General features: G+C 68.6%; 13 protein-coding genes and 1 pseudogene. 3 read left to right on the top strand and 11 right to left on the bottom strand.

Features of this window, described 5'->3' with window-relative positions:
• Window positions 1-23: 23 nt before the first annotated feature.
• From SBI80_RS17940 to SBI80_RS17930, 3 genes are all read left to right on the top strand, one after another.
• Window positions 24-734: an SDR family oxidoreductase gene (locus SBI80_RS17940; protein WP_318976149.1), complete on the top strand. Its 711-nt coding sequence runs from the start codon at window positions 24-26 to the stop codon at window positions 732-734.
• A 7-nt stretch (window positions 735-741) separates the two neighbouring features.
• Window positions 742-1,698, top strand: coding sequence for a haloalkane dehalogenase (locus tag SBI80_RS17935; protein ID WP_318976148.1), 957 nt, complete (start codon window positions 742-744; stop codon window positions 1,696-1,698).
• A gap of 85 nt (window positions 1,699-1,783) precedes the next feature.
• The gene (locus SBI80_RS17930) at window positions 1,784-2,947 is read left to right on the top strand and encodes a hypothetical protein (protein WP_318976147.1); all 1,164 of its coding nucleotides are present in this window, start codon (window positions 1,784-1,786) and stop codon (window positions 2,945-2,947) included.
• Between the two features lie 3 nt (window positions 2,948-2,950).
• Here SBI80_RS17930 and SBI80_RS17925 read toward each other — a convergent pair whose 3' ends face one another.
• From SBI80_RS17925 to SBI80_RS17875, 11 genes and pseudogenes are all read right to left on the bottom strand, one after another.
• The gene (locus tag SBI80_RS17925) at window positions 2,951-5,452 is read right to left on the bottom strand and encodes an FtsX-like permease family protein (RefSeq protein WP_318976146.1); all 2,502 of its coding nucleotides are present in this window, start codon (window positions 5,450-5,452) and stop codon (window positions 2,951-2,953) included.
• A 169-nt stretch (window positions 5,453-5,621) separates the two neighbouring features.
• Window positions 5,622-6,299 (bottom strand): annotated as a pseudogene (locus SBI80_RS17920) (ABC transporter ATP-binding protein); the annotation flags it as partial.
• A gap of 42 nt (window positions 6,300-6,341) precedes the next feature.
• Window positions 6,342-7,118, bottom strand: a complete 777-nt coding sequence (locus SBI80_RS17915; RefSeq protein ID WP_318976145.1) for a hypothetical protein — start codon at window positions 7,116-7,118, stop codon at window positions 6,342-6,344.
• Window positions 7,119-7,344: 226 nt separating this feature from the next.
• The gene (locus SBI80_RS17910; RefSeq protein WP_318976144.1) at window positions 7,345-9,804 is read right to left on the bottom strand and encodes a GcvT family protein; all 2,460 of its coding nucleotides are present in this window, start codon (window positions 9,802-9,804) and stop codon (window positions 7,345-7,347) included.
• A 38-nt stretch (window positions 9,805-9,842) separates the two neighbouring features.
• The gene (locus SBI80_RS17905; protein WP_318976143.1) at window positions 9,843-10,766 is read right to left on the bottom strand and encodes a choline kinase family protein; all 924 of its coding nucleotides are present in this window, start codon (window positions 10,764-10,766) and stop codon (window positions 9,843-9,845) included.
• A gap of 158 nt (window positions 10,767-10,924) precedes the next feature.
• Window positions 10,925-11,740: a GntR family transcriptional regulator gene (locus SBI80_RS17900; RefSeq protein ID WP_318976142.1), complete on the bottom strand. Its 816-nt coding sequence runs from the start codon at window positions 11,738-11,740 to the stop codon at window positions 10,925-10,927.
• Window positions 11,741-12,432: 692 nt separating this feature from the next.
• Complete coding sequence (locus SBI80_RS17895) at window positions 12,433-12,717, bottom strand: barstar family protein (RefSeq protein WP_318976141.1); 285 nt, start codon at window positions 12,715-12,717, stop codon at window positions 12,433-12,435.
• Window positions 12,714-13,133: a guanyl-specific ribonuclease gene (locus SBI80_RS17890; protein ID WP_413232741.1), complete on the bottom strand. Its 420-nt coding sequence runs from the start codon at window positions 13,131-13,133 to the stop codon at window positions 12,714-12,716. The genes SBI80_RS17895 and SBI80_RS17890 overlap by 4 nt, the downstream gene beginning before the upstream one ends.
• 60 nt (window positions 13,134-13,193) lie before the next feature.
• Complete coding sequence (locus SBI80_RS17885) at window positions 13,194-14,942, bottom strand: dihydroxy-acid dehydratase (RefSeq protein ID WP_318976140.1); 1,749 nt, start codon at window positions 14,940-14,942, stop codon at window positions 13,194-13,196.
• Between the two features lie 34 nt (window positions 14,943-14,976).
• Window positions 14,977-16,707 (bottom strand): phytoene desaturase family protein, encoded by a 1,731-nt coding sequence (locus SBI80_RS17880; RefSeq protein ID WP_318976139.1) that lies wholly within the window; start codon window positions 16,705-16,707, stop codon window positions 14,977-14,979.
• A 1-nt stretch (window position 16,708) separates the two neighbouring features.
• Window positions 16,709-17,035 carry a RedY/HapK family protein gene (locus tag SBI80_RS17875; RefSeq protein WP_318976138.1) on the bottom strand — a complete coding sequence of 109 codons (327 nt, stop codon included), beginning with the start codon at window positions 17,033-17,035 and terminating at the stop codon, window positions 16,709-16,711.
• Window position 17,036: the final 1 nt, after the last annotated feature.

Below are 17,036 nucleotides of genomic sequence, written 5' to 3'. Positions count from 1 at the left end.
GCCTCGCGGGGCAGGATGACCCCGTGGACATCTCCAACTGCACGGCGCTGGTCACCGGCGCCAACCGCGGGCTCGGACGGGAGTTCAGCCTCGAATTACTCAAGCGTGGGGCCCGGGTGTACGGGGGTGCTCGCAATCCCGACTCCGTGGACGTCGATGGCGTCGTCCCGCTGGCGGTCGACATCACCGACCCCGCCTCGGTGACCGCCGCCATGGAGGCAGCCGGCGACGTCACGCTGCTGATCAACAATGCCGGCATCGCGGCCGACGTGAACCTCTTGACCGGAGATCTGGAGGGTGCCCACCGCGAGATGGCCACCAACTACTTCGGCACGCTGGCGATGGTGCGGGCCTTCGCGCCGGTGATCGAGCGCAACGGCGGGGGCGGCATCCTCAACGTGCTCTCGGTGCTGTCGTGGGTGAGCTACCCCGATCTGAGCGGATACTGCGCATCGAAGTCCGCGGCATGGTCGATGACCAACGCCGTGCGGGTGCCGTTGGCCGAGCGCGGGGTCGTGGTGACGGCGCTACACGTCGGGCTGATGGACACCGACATGGCGGCCGGCCTGGACGGACCCAAGTCCAGTCCGGCCGACGTCGCCAGCCGGGCTCTCGACGCGGTGGCGGCCGGAGACTACGAGGTGCTCGCCGACGACGTCAGCCGCAGCGTCCGGGCCGGCCTCGTGGAGGGCGTGACAGCGCTCTATCCGCAACTCGCCACCGGCGCCAGGTAGCTGCCCGATGGGTGTCCTGCGGACACCGGACGAGCGATTCGCCGACCTGCCCGGCTTCCCGTTCACCCCGAACTACGTCGACGTAGCCACGAACGGAATCGCGCCGCTGCGAATGCATTTCGTCGCCGCCGGGCCCGCCGACGGCCCGGTGGTCCTGCTGCTGCACGGTCAGCCCACCTGGTCCTACGTCTACCGCACGGTGATCCCCGTGCTCACCGCGGCGGGGCACCGGGTCATCGCTCCCGACGACATCGGATACGGCCGTTCCGACAAACTCACCGAGGCCACCGACTACACCTTCGCGCGGCACGTCGACTGGCTGCACGACCTGGTCGTCACCCTGGATCTGCGCGACGTCACGCTCGTCGTGCAGGACTGGGGCGGCCCACTGGGCCTGAGTGTGCTGGCCCGCGACCAGGATCGCTTCGCCCGCGTGGTGGCGACCAACACGATCCTGCACACCTGCGAACCCGAGCTGGCGGGACGGCTTACCTGGGCGCACCACGGAGTTGGTGACGGCCGGATGATGCTGCAGGAGACGCTGCTGGACTACGTGCGCTTCTACCAGCGGGCTCCCGACATCGTGCCCAGCTTCTTCCTCGACGCCGTCGCCGGACCGCTTCCCGCCGACGTGTTGGCCGCCTACGACGCGCCGTTTCCCGATCGTGCCTCACAGGCGGGGTTGCGGCAGATGATCGCCCTCATTCCACTCACGCGCACCGATGCTGGTGCGGTCATCGGCCGGGCCACCATGGCGGTGCTGGAACGCTGGCGGCGACCGTTCCTCACCGCCTACTCCGACGGAGATCCCGCGACTCGTGGGTGGGACGAGGTCTTCCAACAGCGCGTCCCCGGTGCGCGCGGCCAGAACCACGTCACGATCACCGGTGCGGGCCACTTCGTCCAGGAGCAGCGGGGTGCCGAACTTGGCCGCATCGTCGTCGAATTCATGGCGCACACCTAACGTTCAGCGAACTACCAGGAATCGCTGGCAATCTCGTCCTGGGGAATCGCCGGCCGGCGGTCGATGACGAGGGGGCGCGTTGGTGGTGACCGTGCTCGAGCGCGACGACCCGCCCCGTGGAGAGCATCGTGCCGCACATCGCCTGCCTCGCCGGCGACGCTGGTTGCGCGCCGTGCTCGCGGTGGTCGTCGTCATCGGGCTGGCCGTCGGTGGGTGCATCGTGGACGCGTTGCGCGTCCCTGGCTCGGACGGCGTCGCGGCCAAGCTCGCCGAGTGGGGGCGCAGTCACGGCCTCAACGTCGAGGTGACGTGGCTGGAGAAGCAGCTCTACCTGCGCAACCAACCCCCGATCGGGGGTCAGCCGGCAGGGGGCATCCCCGCCGTCGCGGGCGCGGTTGCCCAGGGCGCCATGTCGACCACGCTGCCGTCTGTGCCGCTGGCCCCGCTGGGCGGCACGTCCCCGCTGCCGGGGGAGGGCAGCTGGCAGACGGTGGTCAGCGTCGGCAACCGTCCCGCGGTCCAGGTGGCGGCCCTGCGTCCGGACGGACAGCACACCTCGTTCGTCGTGGGGGTGCTACGCATGGATCCCGCCCTGGTGCGCGGCGAGATGCGGCCGGGGACGACCGATCCCGGCGGGTCCTGGTCTTCGTCGCCGGCATTCACCCGGACCGAGTTGCAAAGCGTCGCAGTGGCCTTCAACGGTGGATTCCGTCTGACCGACCCCAGCCACCCTGGCTACTACAGCCAGGGGCGCACGGTGAAGCCGCTGCTCGACGGCGAGGCCAGCCTGGTGCTGCACGCCAACGGCACCGCCGACGTCGGCAGCTGGAATCACGAGGTGCGGATGGCTCCGGACGTGGTGAGCGTGCGACAGAACCTGGTGCCGCTCGTCGACGGTGGGGAGCTCAACGGAACCTGCGCGACCGGAGGCACCCGGGAGTGGGGTACCACGATCGGGCAGACCGCGTTCATCCACCGGTCCGGATTCGGCGTCACCGCAAGCGGTGTCGAGGTCTATGTCGCGGGCCCGGCGCTGTCGGTATGCACACTGGGCCGCATCCTGCTGGACGCCGGTGTCGTGCGCGGCATGGAGCTCGACATCAATCCGGACTGGGTCAGCGGGGCCTACTTCCACCCCCAGCCCGGCGGTCCCCCGCAGGGCTTCAAGCTGTTCCCCGACGAGAAGGTCTCACCGAAGCACTACTTCGATGCCTCGAGCCGCGACTGGTTCGCCTGGTTCACCCGGTGAGGATCAGTCGACGCCGACCGCGTCCACGATGTCCAGACGCGCGGCTCGGACAGCCGGTGGGACCGATCCGAGCAGGCAGATCGCCAGCGCGCCAAGCCCGATCAACGCCATCGACGCGCTGGGCCGCCACTGGACGTCGATGCTGAGCACGTCGGTCAGCGCGATCGCGGTCAGATACTGGATGACGGCGCCGAGCACCATTCCGAGCAGGCCACCGACGATGCCGATGCCGGCCGCCTCCGACAGGATTGCCCTCAGCGTGAAGGCCCGGGTCGCCCCGATCGCCCGCAGCACGCCGATCTCGCGGCGCCGGTCGAGCACCGACAGCATGAGCGTATTGAGCAGCGTGATCGCCGAGACCGCCACGACGATCCACGCGATGATGGTGATGACGGCGATCACCTGGTCCAGTGCGCTGGCCACGCCGGCAAGCGCGTCGTCACCGGAGTAGACGAACGTGCCGGGGGAGACGACGCGCTGGATCGCCTCCTGGACCTTCGCATGGTCGGTGCCCGGCGCGACGGTGATCTCGAGGTCGCTCGCGCCGGGACGGTCGAACCAGCCCTGCATGGCGTCCAGGCTCAATGCCACGGTGCCGGTCATCCCCGAGAAGTACGGCACCAGGGCCAACACCTGCACCGTGTGCCGGCCGGTCGGGGTCTGAAGTGAGATCTGGTCACCGGCAGCCACGTTCATCGACCGGCCGAGGTCGCGCGACAACGCGACCCCCTCGCCGGCGAGCAGCTTCTCGCGATCCCGTGGCGAGAGCGAGGTGTAGATGTCGCGGTGCGAGTCCGCGGCGATGCCGAGCAGCATCACCCGGGTATCGCCCACCGTGGCGAACGCCATCTGGTCGGGCACCACCCGCTCGACACCCGGCACCGCCGTGACGGCAGCGGTGGTCTCGGGCGGCAGCAGCGCCGAGGAGTAGTCGGTCGGCGCCGCCGAACTCACCCAAACGTCGGCCTTGGCGATCGAGGCGAACGAGGCGACCGTCGAGTCGACGGCATTGCTGGTGGCTCCGGTCACGGCGACGGTGGTGACCACTGCGGTCAGCACCGTCATCATCGCCACCCACATCCGACGTGGAGCGCGTTCGATGCTGGCGGCTCCCAGCACGCCGGCCGCGCCGAAGCGTCTCGCCACCGCCGCCGCGGCCTTGATGATGGGTGTGGAGAAGGCGAAGCACAACGCGCTGAAACCGATGAACGCCAACGCGATCGAAACGATGGCGAGTTGGCCCAGGCCCGCGTTGACGACGACGATCGTCGCGACGAGCAGGGTGGCGCCGCCGACGCCGGCGATGATCCGAAGCCGCCGCGATCCGGCTTCTGCGTTGGCCGACCCGCTTGGGGCCAACGCCTCGATCGGGGCCACCGCGTGCACCTGTCTGGCGGCCAGCGCGGACGCGGTCACGCTGGCGGTCACGCATGCCGCCACGGCCAGCGGCACGACCCACGGCGACAGCACGTACTCGAGTCGCGCGTCGAGGGTCTGCACCATCGTCGAGGGCAACTCGTCGACGGCGAGATAGCCGATGAGGACGCCGAATGCCGAACCGACCACGCCACCGAGCAGGCCCACCAGGGCGGCCTCGGCCAGCATGTCGGACATGATCGTGCGGCGACGACCGCCGAGGGCGCGCATCGTGGAGATCAGGGGGCGGCGCTGGGCGATGGCAATGCTCATCGCGTTGTAACTCAGGAACGCCGCCACCACCAGCGAGACCGACGCCGCCAGCAGCGTCATCGCCTGCAGGATGGCGAACGAGCTGCTGGCCTGCGCGGCGCGGAAGCTGGGCGTGGCGACCACCGCACGCCCGTCGACCGCGGCCGACACCGCGTCGCGCACGCGGGCGACGTCCGCGCCGGGGGAGGTGAACAGCAGGATCGAGTCGAGCCGGTGTTCGCGGCCCGAGATCTGCTGGGCCAGGGCCAGCGGAGCAATCACGAAGTGGGCGTCGTTGAGACGTCGCGCTGCGGGGCCGTCGACCACCGCGACCGCGGTGACCGATGTCGAATCCGCGACGTGGAAGGTCACCCCCTTGGCGATGCCGAGCCCGGCGCCGACGATGACGCCGTTGGGCGCCGAGGTCACCGGCGCCCCGGAGGTCAGTTGCTGCTGAATCGCGGTCTGCAGATCGGAGTGCAGGTCGGAGGCGTTCTGGCCGAGCCCGATCAGCAGTGCAGGTTGCGCGTCGGCGGTGACCCTGGCACGCACCAGCGGCACTGCGGCCGTGACGTCCTGCACGGCCGCGACGGTGCCGAGCGTGCCCTCGTCGACACCCTCGCCGGTGATGCCGGACACCTCGAGGTCGGCGTCGCCGCCGATGCTGGACGCCAGCCGGTCGATCGAACCGGTGATGGAGCCGGAGACGCCGAGCACGGCGACCAACAGGGCGGCCGACACCGCGACCACCACCACCGACGCCACGGCGCGTCCCCAGTGGGTGCGCAGCTCACGGACGTTGAGCACGCGAAGTCGGCTGAAGGCGGCGATGGGCACTGCGCTAGGACCGGCGGGCCGAGTGCCTGCCGCGGCGCCCGGCGGGCGAGGCGACGAGCGCGCTCGAGGTGAACGCGCCGTGGTGAACGGTGGGGATGATGTCGGTGGGCTGGTCGCGGATGCCCACCGCGTGCCGGCCGCCGTCTGGTGCGGTGCGGGTCGGCGCCGCGTCGGACGTCAGCCGGCCGTCCTGCACCGTCAGCACCCGATCGGTCTGCGCGGCCGCCTCCAGGTTGTGGGTGACCATCACGACGGCCCGTTCGGCGCCGTCGTCGTGCGCGACGTGACCGAGGAGTTCCATGATCGCGGCCCCGGTGGACGAGTCGAGGTTGCCCGTCGGCTCGTCGGCGAGGATGAGCGGCGGGTCCATCATCAGAGCGCGGGCGACGGCGACGCGCTGCATCTGTCCGCCGGACAGCTCGGCGGGCCGGTGGCCGACGCGGTCGCCGAGGCCGACCCGATCCAGCAGCCGGATGGCATCGCGCCGCACCTGGCGCAGCTTCTTGCCGTCGAGCAACATTGGCAGGGCCACGTTCTCCCATGCCGTCAGGGTCGGCAGCAGGTTGAAGAACTGGAAGACGAAGCCCACCTGATGGCGCCGGAACGTCGACTGCTGCTCGTCGGTCATCGTGCCGATCTCGGTGCCGTTGAACTGGATGGAACCGGAATCCGGCGAATCGAGCGCGCCGAGGAGCTGCAGCAGCGTGCTCTTGCCCGCACCCGACGGTCCGACGATGGAGGTGAATTCGCCGCCGTTGATCCGCACCGTGACGCGATCGAGGGCGCGGACCACGTGACCACCGGTGTGGTACTCCCGTACCACGTTGGTCAGGTCCACGGTCAGCATGCCGTCACCCCCGGCCGCCATGCGGGCCCGCCGAACATGGCGTCATCTCGCGGCGAACTGGTCCATGCCGGGCATCGTCTTCTCGCCGAAGCAATCACGAATCTTCTGTCCCACCTTGCGATTACGCCGTTGGGCGATCCGCAGGAGCGACGGCACATGCGCGTAGACCGCCTGGTTGTTCGGGGCGTCCATGTGGGTGAACGGTGGCGTGCCCGCCAGCGGCACCAGGGGTAGCCCGAGGACGTCGCGCGCGGCCCTGACCACGGGGGCGTCCAGCACCGACACGAAGTGTTCGATGTTCTCCCGCATGGCGGCCAGGGCGACGATGCGCATGATTTGCACGTGGGTGGCGGCCAGCTTCCTGCGGTACTTGCGCGGGATGGCCGCGGTGGCGCCGTCCCAGCAGCGGTCGAGGTCCTCGATGCCGTGGTGGCGCATGACGTCGGCCGCCGCGATCGCGGTCGGCGCGATCGGGGACTTGGCGCAGTCGTCGAGGTCGACGATCGTCTTCAGGCCCGCCGACGAGTTGCGGATCATCCGCAGGACGCCGGCCGGCACTCCGGCGTGCGTATCCACGGCCATGAAGAACACGCTGCTGTCGTCGTAGGGGCCGTACTCGCGCTTCATCGTCGCGGAGTCATTGCCCCAGGAGTCCTCGAACACCTCGCGCTCGACCTGGCGCGCGATGTTGGCGAACGGGTCGTCGCCCTCGATGGTGAAACAGGCGAAGCGGTTGCACCCGAGCTTCTTGGTGCCCAGGAACTGCTCCGTGAGCGCGTCGCGCTCGGGATCCGACAGGTCGTAGACGTATTCCGTCACTCGTCGGTGCTCCCACCTATCGCTTGCTGTCCGACGAGCCAGATGCTGTCGCGGAAATCACCCTCCCGGGTTGCGCTCGACCATGCCACCGGATGCGGTGAGACGCAAACGTGCCGCGCGACTTGGCAGCGGGTTCACGAGGAGGCACACGACGGGGCGAATCCGGTGATCTTGGTCGAAGCACCGTCCACCTGCCGCCCGGCAGCGCGCAATCCCCGAAGCGCGCTCAGCTGCGGATCCGTTGGTTGGTGGGGTCGTAGATCGGCGGCAGGGACACCGAGATCGGATGCAGTTGGCCGCCGACGTTGACCTCGTAGCGGCCCGACGTCACCCAGCCCGCGTCGATGGTGGCGCGGTCGGGGGCACGCAGGTAGGTCAGACCGACGCACGCGCCGGTGGTCTCGCCCCACGCCGCCGAGGTGACCTGTCCGGCGACCTTGCCGTCGCGCAGGATCGACTCGCCGCCCCACAGCATGGCCTCGGGGGAGTCGACCGAGAAGCTGACCAGCTTCTTGCGTGGACCCTCGGCCTTGGCCTTCTCCACTGCTTCACGTCCCAGGAACGCGACGTCGGTCTTGAGCTTGCAGGTGAACAGCAGCCCCGCCTCGACGGGGTTCTCGCTGGGCGTCAACTCGCGGCCGAATGCCCGATACCCCTTCTCCAGCCGCAGTGAATCGATGGCGTAGTAGCCACCGCGGCCGACCCCGAACCGGGCCCCGACGGTCATCAGGTCCTCGTAGACGCCAACGGCGAACTCGGTCGGAACGTAGAGCTCCCACCCGAGTTCGCCAACGTAGGTGATGCGGGTGGCCCGGACGGTGGCATGGCCCAGTGAGATCACCTGGCTGGTGCCGAAGGGGAACGCATCGTCGGACCAATCGGCGTCGCTGAGTGCCGACAGCAGGTCGCGCGATCTGGGTCCCATCACCCCGAACACGGCGTAGGCCGAGGTGACGTCGACCAGCGTGGCGTGCAGCCCCGCTGGCACGTTCTTGCGGACGTGGTCCTTGTCGCGCTCGGTGGTGGCGGCGCTGCTGACGACGAGGAACTCCTCGGGACCCGTCCGCGTGACGGTGACGTCGGACTGGTAGCAGCCTCGCTCGTCGAGCATTCCGGTGTAGACCGACCTGCCCACCTCGACACCGACGTCGCCAGTGCACAGCCATTGCAGAGCGGCCTCGGCATCACGCCCCACGACGAGGTACTTCGAGAACGAGGTCTGGTCGAACACGGTGACGGCCGAGCGGGTGGTGGCCTGCTCGGCGGCCGACCAGGGCAGCCAGTTCGGCTTGCCCCAGGTGTACTCGATGGTGGGCTCCCGGCCGGCCGGGGCGAAGAAGTTCGCGCGCTCCCAGCCCATCTTGCTGCCGAAGTTCGCGCCCGCTGCCTCGAGCAGGTGGTGTACGGGTGACCGCCGGAACGGCCGGGCGGTGGTCAATTCACGATTGGGCCACGGGATTTCGTAATGCACACCCAGGACCTCGGCAACCCGGTCGTGCAGCCAGCGGTTGTTGCCGTTGAACGGGGCGAAGCGACGAATGTCCACGCCGGTGAGGTCTCCGGTGGGCGCGCCGTCGACGATCCACTCGGCCAGCGCCCGGCCCGCGCCGCCCGCGGTGGCGATGCCGACGGAGTTGAAACCCGCCCCGACGAAGAAGTTGGCCACCTCCGGCGCCTCCCCGAGGATGAACTGGTTGTCGGGGGTGAAGCTCTCGGGGCCGTTGTAGAACTTCTTGATGCCGGTGTGCTCGAGCACGGGAATGCGCAGCAGCGCGTTGTCCATCAGGATCTCGAAGTGCTCCCAATCCTCCTCGAGCAGTTGGAATTCGAACGGGTAGGGAATCCGGTCTGGAGACACCCACGGCTTGGCCTCGGGTTCGAAGCCGCCGATGACCAGGCCACCGACCTCCTCCTTGAAGTAGGTGTAGCCATCGGGGTCGCGCAGGATCGGTAGGTCGGGATGGACTCCCACGATGTCCTCGCTGACCACGTAGAAGTGCTCGGCGGAGTGCAGTGGCACGTTGGCGCCCGCCATGGCACCCACCTGCTTGGCCCACTGCCCTGCACAGTTCACGACGATCTCGGCCTCGATGTCCCCGGCATCGGTCCGCACGCCCGTGACACGGCCGTCGGCGGTCAGGACGTCGAGTACCCGGATCTTCTCGATCACCACCGCGCCGCGCATCCGGGCGCCCTTCGCCAAGGCGAAGGTGAGGTCGGTCGGATTGGCCTTGCCATCACCTGGCAGCCAGATGGCGCCGACGAGATCGTCGATCCGCATCACCGGGTAGTGCCCCAGAGCCTCTGTGGGCGTGAGCAACTCGCACTCCATGCCGAATGCCTCGGCGCTGGCCGCGGTGCGCCGCAGCTGGGTCATTCGATCCTCGGTGCGGGCCACCGTCACGCCGCCGCAGCGCTTGTAACCCGCCGAGAGCCCGGTCTCGTTCTCCAGATCGGCGTAGAGCTGGGTGGAGTACTGCACGAGGCGGGTGAGGCTCTCCGAGGCCCGGAGCTGCCCGACCAGGCCCGCCGCGTGCCAGGTGGTGCCCGAGGAGAGCTGGCCCTGTTCGAGCAGCACCACGTCGGTGCTGCCGAGCTTGGTGAGGTGATAGGCGACGCTGGTGCCGATGACACCGCCGCCGATGACGACGACGCGGGCGCGCTCGGGCAGGGTCTTGGTGGCCATGTGGGCTCCGTTTCGAGGTACTGGTGTGAAGTCGGCGGTCAGTCGGGTGCGGTGGCGTCGGTCAGTAGTCGCTCGAAGTCGGGCCCGGTGAACTCGGCCACGGCACCGTCGTAGCGCTCCATGGCCCAGTCCCAGAAGTCGACGTCCAATGCGCAAGAGGCATCTTGGATGCAACCCCACAGGGTCCAGCCGTACTTGGCCACGATGCCCTGCAGGCGAGCTCGGGCAACCTGCTGCGGGCGCGGTCGCCCGTAGTAGGTGGTGACGAGCTCCTCGAGCTGGTCGAGGGACAGCCCGCACTCACTCCAGACGTTGCCCAGTTCGAAGCAGGGGTCGTTGTTGCCGGAGTATTCATAGTCGATCAACCACATCTCGTCGCCATCGTCGATGAAGTTGCCTGCCAGCAGGTCGTTGTTGCACGGCACCGTCGTCTGATCACCCGTCCTCAGTGCCTTCTCGATCCGGGCGAACGGCGCAGCGTAGGCGAGGTAGTCGCGCGGGATCTTGAAGCCGTGTTGGCGCACGGTGTTCAGGTATCTGGGTTGCACTGCGAACATGTCGAACTCACCGCGGAAACGTGGCCCCTGATGCAGGGCGCGGATGGCTCCGGCGGCCCTGGCGACGACGCCGGGGCGACCGAAGTCGGCGTTGGTCAACGTCGTCCCGTCGAGATAGCCCAGCAGCAGGATCCCCAGTTCCGGTACGTAGTCGATCACCGGTGCCCCCACACCGGCGCGTTCGGCCGCCTTGGAGTTGGCGTACTCCTGGTCGCGGTCGATCCCCAGCAGGTTCGAGCTGGTGTCACAGCACCGTGCGACGTAGACCCCGTCGGGGGTGCTCACCTTCACGTTGCGATTGGTCAGTCCACCGGAAAGCGCTTCGAGCTGGCGCGGACGCCCCGCCAGGGCGGGGATTCGATCTAGTAGTTCGTCGAGTTGGGCATCGGTGAGGAAGGACGACATTGACGGGACTCCCTGGCGGGCCGGCGAGGGGTGTTGGTTGCGCGCCCCACTCTAGGACGTTGCGTGTTAAACGTCTAGACTTTGAAGTATCGGCTCCATCGCCGGCTGGTGTCGCGGACGCTCGAACCGGCCGTCCTCTCCTTGGGAGCCGTCGTCTACTAGGACGACGCGGGAAACGGCTCGACGACGGTCTGCGCGCCACTGTCGACGCGGGACCGGATGCGGATGCGCGTGCGGTCCGACCGGTGGTAGTCGTGGGCGTACTCGACCGCAATGCCCGCCTCGGTGAACGACGTTCGCGTGATGAGCAGTAACGGTGCCCCCGGCGCCACGTCCAGGATCTCGGCCTGTCGTTCGTCCGCCTGAGTTGCCTCGATCCGCTCGTCGGCGGCGAACGGGGCCGAATCATGTTCTCGCATTACTGCATACAGCGAGCCGGTCAGATTCGCCGAAAGCATGCCGGGGAAGACGTGCGCCGGAAAGTAGGCCTCCTCCAACACGATTGGCTCGCCATTGGCCGACCTCGCACGAAGGACCTCGTGGACCCGGTCACCGCGCTCGAGACCAAGGCCCTCGCGAACGTCGGCGGTGGGTCGGCGGGTGACGGCCTTGAGGACGTGTGCGCCGGCCTCGACGTGAATCCGGCGCATCTGCTCGGTGAAGCCGGGAAGAGTGGCGTGGTCGAACTCGAAGCGGGGGGAGGTGACGAAGTTTCCGCCGAAGCGGCCGCGCCGCCGGTCGATGAGCCCCTTGGCCTCGATCGAACCGAGCGCCTGACGCAGCGTCATCCGGCTCACGCCCAGCGCCGCCGCGATGTCCACCTCCGAGGGCAGCCTGTCCCCGGGTTGCAGCCTGCGGGAGGCGATCAGGCCTTCGAGCCACTGCCCGATTCGCGAGTGCGCGGGCAGCTCACCGGCGCCGGTCAGGTCGGGACGGACCTCCAGCTCGGGATCGGCCATCGTCAGTGCACGCACGCTGCAGAGCTTACTTGCCGGCAGTGCCGGTAGGGCCGCACTCGCGACCTGGGTCTCCGACCAGCCAGCAAATTTTGCTCCCACGTGTCGCGTCGATGGGTGCGGTGGATCGCCGGCCGGGTGGAGAGTCGGCACGCCGGCCCACGGCGCGAAGTCCGGACCTGGCGCCTTAGCTGACTCCGGCCGGGGCGCCGGGGGTGGACACCCTTGAACGGCCACGATCTCCGGGGGTCCGCTCCGTAGGAGTTTGGCGTGGGAGTTGCGGGCCCGGTACGCGACACCGATGGCCGCCGAGGAAGTTGCCAAAATCACGGTTTACGCTAAGGTAAGTAATTCTAGTTAACACGGGTCGGCTTCACTGCGGGTCAGCTACCAGGAGTAACAGATGAGGTACGTCATTTCAGCCATGTTCATCGCCGTAGCGCTGGCAACCGCCCCCTCTGGCATGGCGAGCGCCGACGACAGCAACGCTTGCGGAACCCTCGTCGGTGGCGTGGCCTGCTGGTGAGCCGCGCACGCTGATCACCCAGTGGCGGCGCCACGGGTTCGTGGCACGGCGCTGGTGCGCGCGGCGAGGGGGCGGCCGCGTCGACAACGGGCGACTGGTCGACGGGTAGCGCAGGCGACGAGCTATGCTCGTCGTCGGTAAATCGTACGGTCAGGCGTAGTCATGGCAAATGGTCAGTAGATGCTCAGCGTAGGCTCAGCGTGACCCCGGCGTCGTGGAAGACCGCTCGGACCGCGTCGACGAAACCGCTCTCGAGATGGCGGCGAGACCGGTCGCTGTGCTGCCATTCGAACTCGAAGGGCCGATCGTCCGGGGTGCCGAATCCGCCTCGCAGGCAATCGGTCAGCGCGTCGAGATTGCGGCCGAAGTATCCGCCGGCGCCATTCACCGCACGCCCTATTTCCCGGTAGAAGTCCTTGGTCGTCCTGATTCTCCGGCCATCGAGGTGGAAGACCAGCGGTTCCGTCATCGTGCCCCTCCGGCGTCGGCGACCAGGCAGAAGGAGTCGTAGTGGTCGGCGGTGTAGAAGTACTGCGGCGGACTCGTCAGCGGGAGTCCACCGGTGATGATGCGCCGCGTCGAGCGGTTCGGAGCACCCGGGGTGACCACGGTGTATTCGTGGTAGAAACCCTTGACTTGCCGCGGTAGGTGGCCCTCGCGGTTGCCGAACACCACACCGTCATTGCGGGGAAACGGAAACGGCCCGCCGGTGTGGATGTCGCGCACGGTGTCGGCCGCCTCCGGAGGCAGGGTCGCCAGCGGACACGTCGCGACACCGGCCGCCGCCGACGAGGCAGCGGGTGACGTCGTCGGGGCCGTCGTGCACCCGCCGACGTAGAGGGTCAGGACGCACAGCGCAGCCGCTGTGAACACGCGTCGTGCCACCCGTACTCCTCGTCGTCGGTGTCCCGTCGACTACATCATCACCCCGGCGTCAGCACCCCGTCACCACCCGCCGACCCACCCCTCGAAGATGGCGTCGGGCTCCTCGTCGGGGTGCTGAGAGCGGCCGCGCAGGAAGTCGAAGTCGCACCCCTGATCGGCCTGCGTGACGCGTTCGACGTACATCGCGGCGTATCCGCGCTGTGGTCGGGACGGCCGCGGGATCGGATGCGCGCGCCGCTCGGCCAGCTCGGCATCGGGCACCACCAGCTCGAGGGTGCCCGCACGCGCATCGAGCGCGATGACGTCACCGTCGCGGACCAGGCCGAGCGGGCCGCCCGCCGCCGACTCGGGGCTGACGTGCAGAACGCAGGTGCCGTAGGCGGTCCCGCTCATGCGGGCGTCGGAGATGCGGACCATGTCCGTGACGCCCTGCTTGAGGAGTTTCGTCGGGATCGGCAGCTGGCCCCATTCGGGCATCCCCGGTGCGCCTCGCGGTCCGGCGGAGCGCAGCACCAGCACGGAGTCCGCCGTCACGTCGAGATCGGGATCGTCGAACCGCGCCATCAGATCCCTCATGTCCTCGAACACGACGGCCGGACCCCGATGGACCAGGAGCTCCGGGGTTGCGGCGCTGCACTTGATCACCGCGCCGTTCGGAGCGAGGTTGCCGCGCACGACGGCCAACCCGCCCGGTGGTTGGAACGGCGCGTCGAGCGTGGCGATGATCGACGTGTCGGCTGCCGGCTCGGGCGGCAGGTTCTCGGCCACACTCTTGCCGGTGACGGTGAGAGCCCCGGTGTGCAACAGCGGCTCGAGGGCCTTCAGCACGGCGGGAATGCCGCCGGCGTGGAAGACCTGCTCGACGAGGTGTTCCCCGGCCGGCCGCACGTTCACCATCAGCGGGGTGCGGGCGGACAACTCGTGGAACCGGTTCAGCGACAAGGGAACCCCCACCCGGCCGGCGATGGCGAGCAGGTGCACGATCGCGTTGGTCGATCCACCGACGGCCAGCATCAGGGTGATGGCGTTGTCGAAGGCCTCGTGGGTGAGCACCTGTGACGGGCGCAGCTTCTCGATCGCCAGCCCGACGGCTCGAGCCCCGCACTCCTCGGCCACCTGCAGCCGGCGGGAGTCCATCGCCGGCACGGCGGCCGTCCCCGGCAGGGTCATGCCGAGGCCTTCGACCAGGGTGGCCATGGTGGAGGCGGTGCCCATCTCCGGGCAGTGCCCCCGGGACGGCCCGGCCGCCGCCTCCAGGCGGTCGTAGTCGTCCATCGACATCCGGCCGGCCCGCACGTCGTCGATGTACTGCCACAGGTCGGTGCCCACCCCGAGTCGTTTGCCATCGAAGACCGCCGGCGCTGCTGGCCCACCGGTGAGGGCGATCGCGGGAACGTCGGCGCTGGCCGCCCCCATCAGCTGGGCCGGCACGGTCTTGTCGCACCCGCCGAGCAGGACGACGGCGTCGAAGGGATAGGCCCTGATGGATTCCTCGACGTCCATCGCCATCAGATTGCGGAACAACATGGTGGTCGGTTTCATGAGTTGTTCGCCGAGGGAGATGGTGGGGAACTCGAGGGGGAACCCGCCAGCCGCGAGCACCCCGCGGCGCACTGAGTCGGCCAACCCGCGAAAGTGCATGTTGCAGTTGACGACTTCGGACCACGAGTTGCAGATGCCGACGATCGGACGTCCGTCGACCGCCATTCGCGAGAAGCCGGAGGCGCGCATCGCCGACCGGTGGACGAAGCCGGGAACGTCCCGGCCGGCAAACCACTTGGCGCTTCGCAAACCGGGTGACGGCGTCATCGGCTGCCCTCCTCGAAGATCGGACTGATGGGCACTACCGGACGCGGGCGGCGTAGGCGGTGATCTTGCGCAGCGCCGGTTGGCGGGCCGCGTGGTAGCCGATCCAACGGCCCGACCTGGTCGCCATCAGCGACCCGACCATCCGCTGCTGCCACGGTGCCTTGCGTCCGCCGCGTTGGGTCTCGGGTCTCGACGCCGATGCGCCGTGGCCCGCTGCGTCGGCGAGGGCCACCTTGGCAGCGTTGTGCCCGTTGGCCCCCATCACCCCGCCACCTGGGTGGGTGCCGGAACCGCAGAGGTAGTAGTTGCGCACGGGCGTTCGGTAATTCGCCAACTCGGGCAGCGGCCGCGCGCCGAACAACTGATCGAGCATCATGCTGCCGTGGAAGATGTTCCCGTCGGTGATCAGGTACTCGTGGTCGAGATCTTCGGGAGTGATGACGACGCGGTCGAGGATGTGGTCACGCAGATTGGGTGCGTAGGTGAACAGGTCCTCCAGCACCAGGTCGGCCCACTTGTCCTTCTCGGCCGCCCACGTGGTTCCCGTCAGCTGCGAGGGAAGCTGTTGAATCCCAAGGGTCAGAGTGTGCAAGCCCGCCGGCGCCAGCGAGTCGTCGGTGACCGACTGCGTGACGGCCTCGATCACGAAGGTGCTGGGGAAGGTGCCGCGGCGCTGCGCCTCGTATGCCTCCTCGAATGCCTCCCGGCTCGGGCCGAGTAGCTGGTGTCCGTGGTGCTGAGGTCGCGCGGTGGCGTCGGGGAACGGAAGGTACTGCGGCAGTTCGTCGATCAGCAGGTGGATCCTGGCCATCGATCCGCGGGTGTCGATCGCCGCCACGTCACGGACGAGCTTGGCCGACAGCACCCCCGGTGCCAGAAGGTGCAGCAGGGACCGCTTGGGATCGGCGTTGGAGAACACCTGGGCCGCGGTGATGACCGTTCCGTCACTCAGCCGCACCCCTGTCGCCGTGCCCCGTTCGACGATCACTTCAGCGACGGGTGCCGACGTGCGGATCGTGGCGCCGTGGTGGCGGGCCGAGGCGGCGAGCGCCTCGCTGATGGCCCCCATCCCGCCGCGCGCCAGTCCGAATTGGCCGAAGTTGCCATTGAACTCGCCCCACGAGTGGTGACCGTAGGTATAGGCCGTCCCGGGGGAGGAGGGCCCGCCGAAGATCGACACCATCCCGAAGAACGTCAGCATGCTCTTGAGACGCTCGTCTTCGAAGTAGCGGTCGAGTAGGTCCCGTACCGACAGCAGGGTGAACTCGTTGAACAGCGTCTGCTCGCCCGCCGCCTCGAACGCGGCGAGGACCTCGGATCGCTCGGGTGGTGCCGTCAACAGGTAGGGCGTGACGAGGCCGGCGAAACGCTGCAGGCGCACGCCGAAGTCCAGGAAGGCCTGGGCGTCCTTCTTGTTGAGCTTCTCGATCTCGCGCAGCGTGCGGTCGGTCTCCTTCCACATCGTGAAGGAGGTGCCGTCGCGAAACAGGCTGAACGACAGGGCATCACCCTGGTACAGGTCCAACCCGAACCGCGCCAGCTCGAGTTCCTCGATGATCTCCGGCCGCAGCAGGCCCGCGATGAAGGCGCACGACGACCACTTGCTTCCGGGTATCAGCTCCTCGGTGACGCACGCACCGCCGACGAGCTTGCGGGCCTCGAGGACCAGCACGCGCTTGCCGGCCCGCGCCAGATAGTTCGCGGTGACCAGACCGTTGTGTCCGGCGCCGATGATGACGGCGTCGTAGTCCTGTGCTGTCGACATGTCAGATCTCCTGGGGGAGGGGGGATTTGTGGGTCAGCAGCGTGGACACGCTGCCGGGTTCGACGAGCTGCTCGAATCGCTCGACGACGGGGACGAGTTCGGGCGCGGTGTCGCGTACCCGTTCCCACTCGGACCACGACGTGACCGTCATGACCTCGACGACGTCGACGCCCGACGGGTCGGTGCGCTCGACGTGATAGACCTCGAAGTCGACGACGACGTCGAAGGCCAGGCAGGTCGGCCGGTCGAGTTCGACGGAGAACCGTTCGAAGTCCGCGGCGCTGACACCGGGCCGCAGGCGGAACGCATTGACCGCGCTGACCGACATG

Source organism: Mycolicibacterium sichuanense (assembly GCF_033741125.1).
GTDB lineage: Bacteria > Actinomycetota > Actinomycetes > Mycobacteriales > Mycobacteriaceae > Mycobacterium.
The sequence above is the reverse complement of the archived record's forward strand: the minus strand, read 5'-3'. Positions and strand labels throughout refer to the sequence as shown.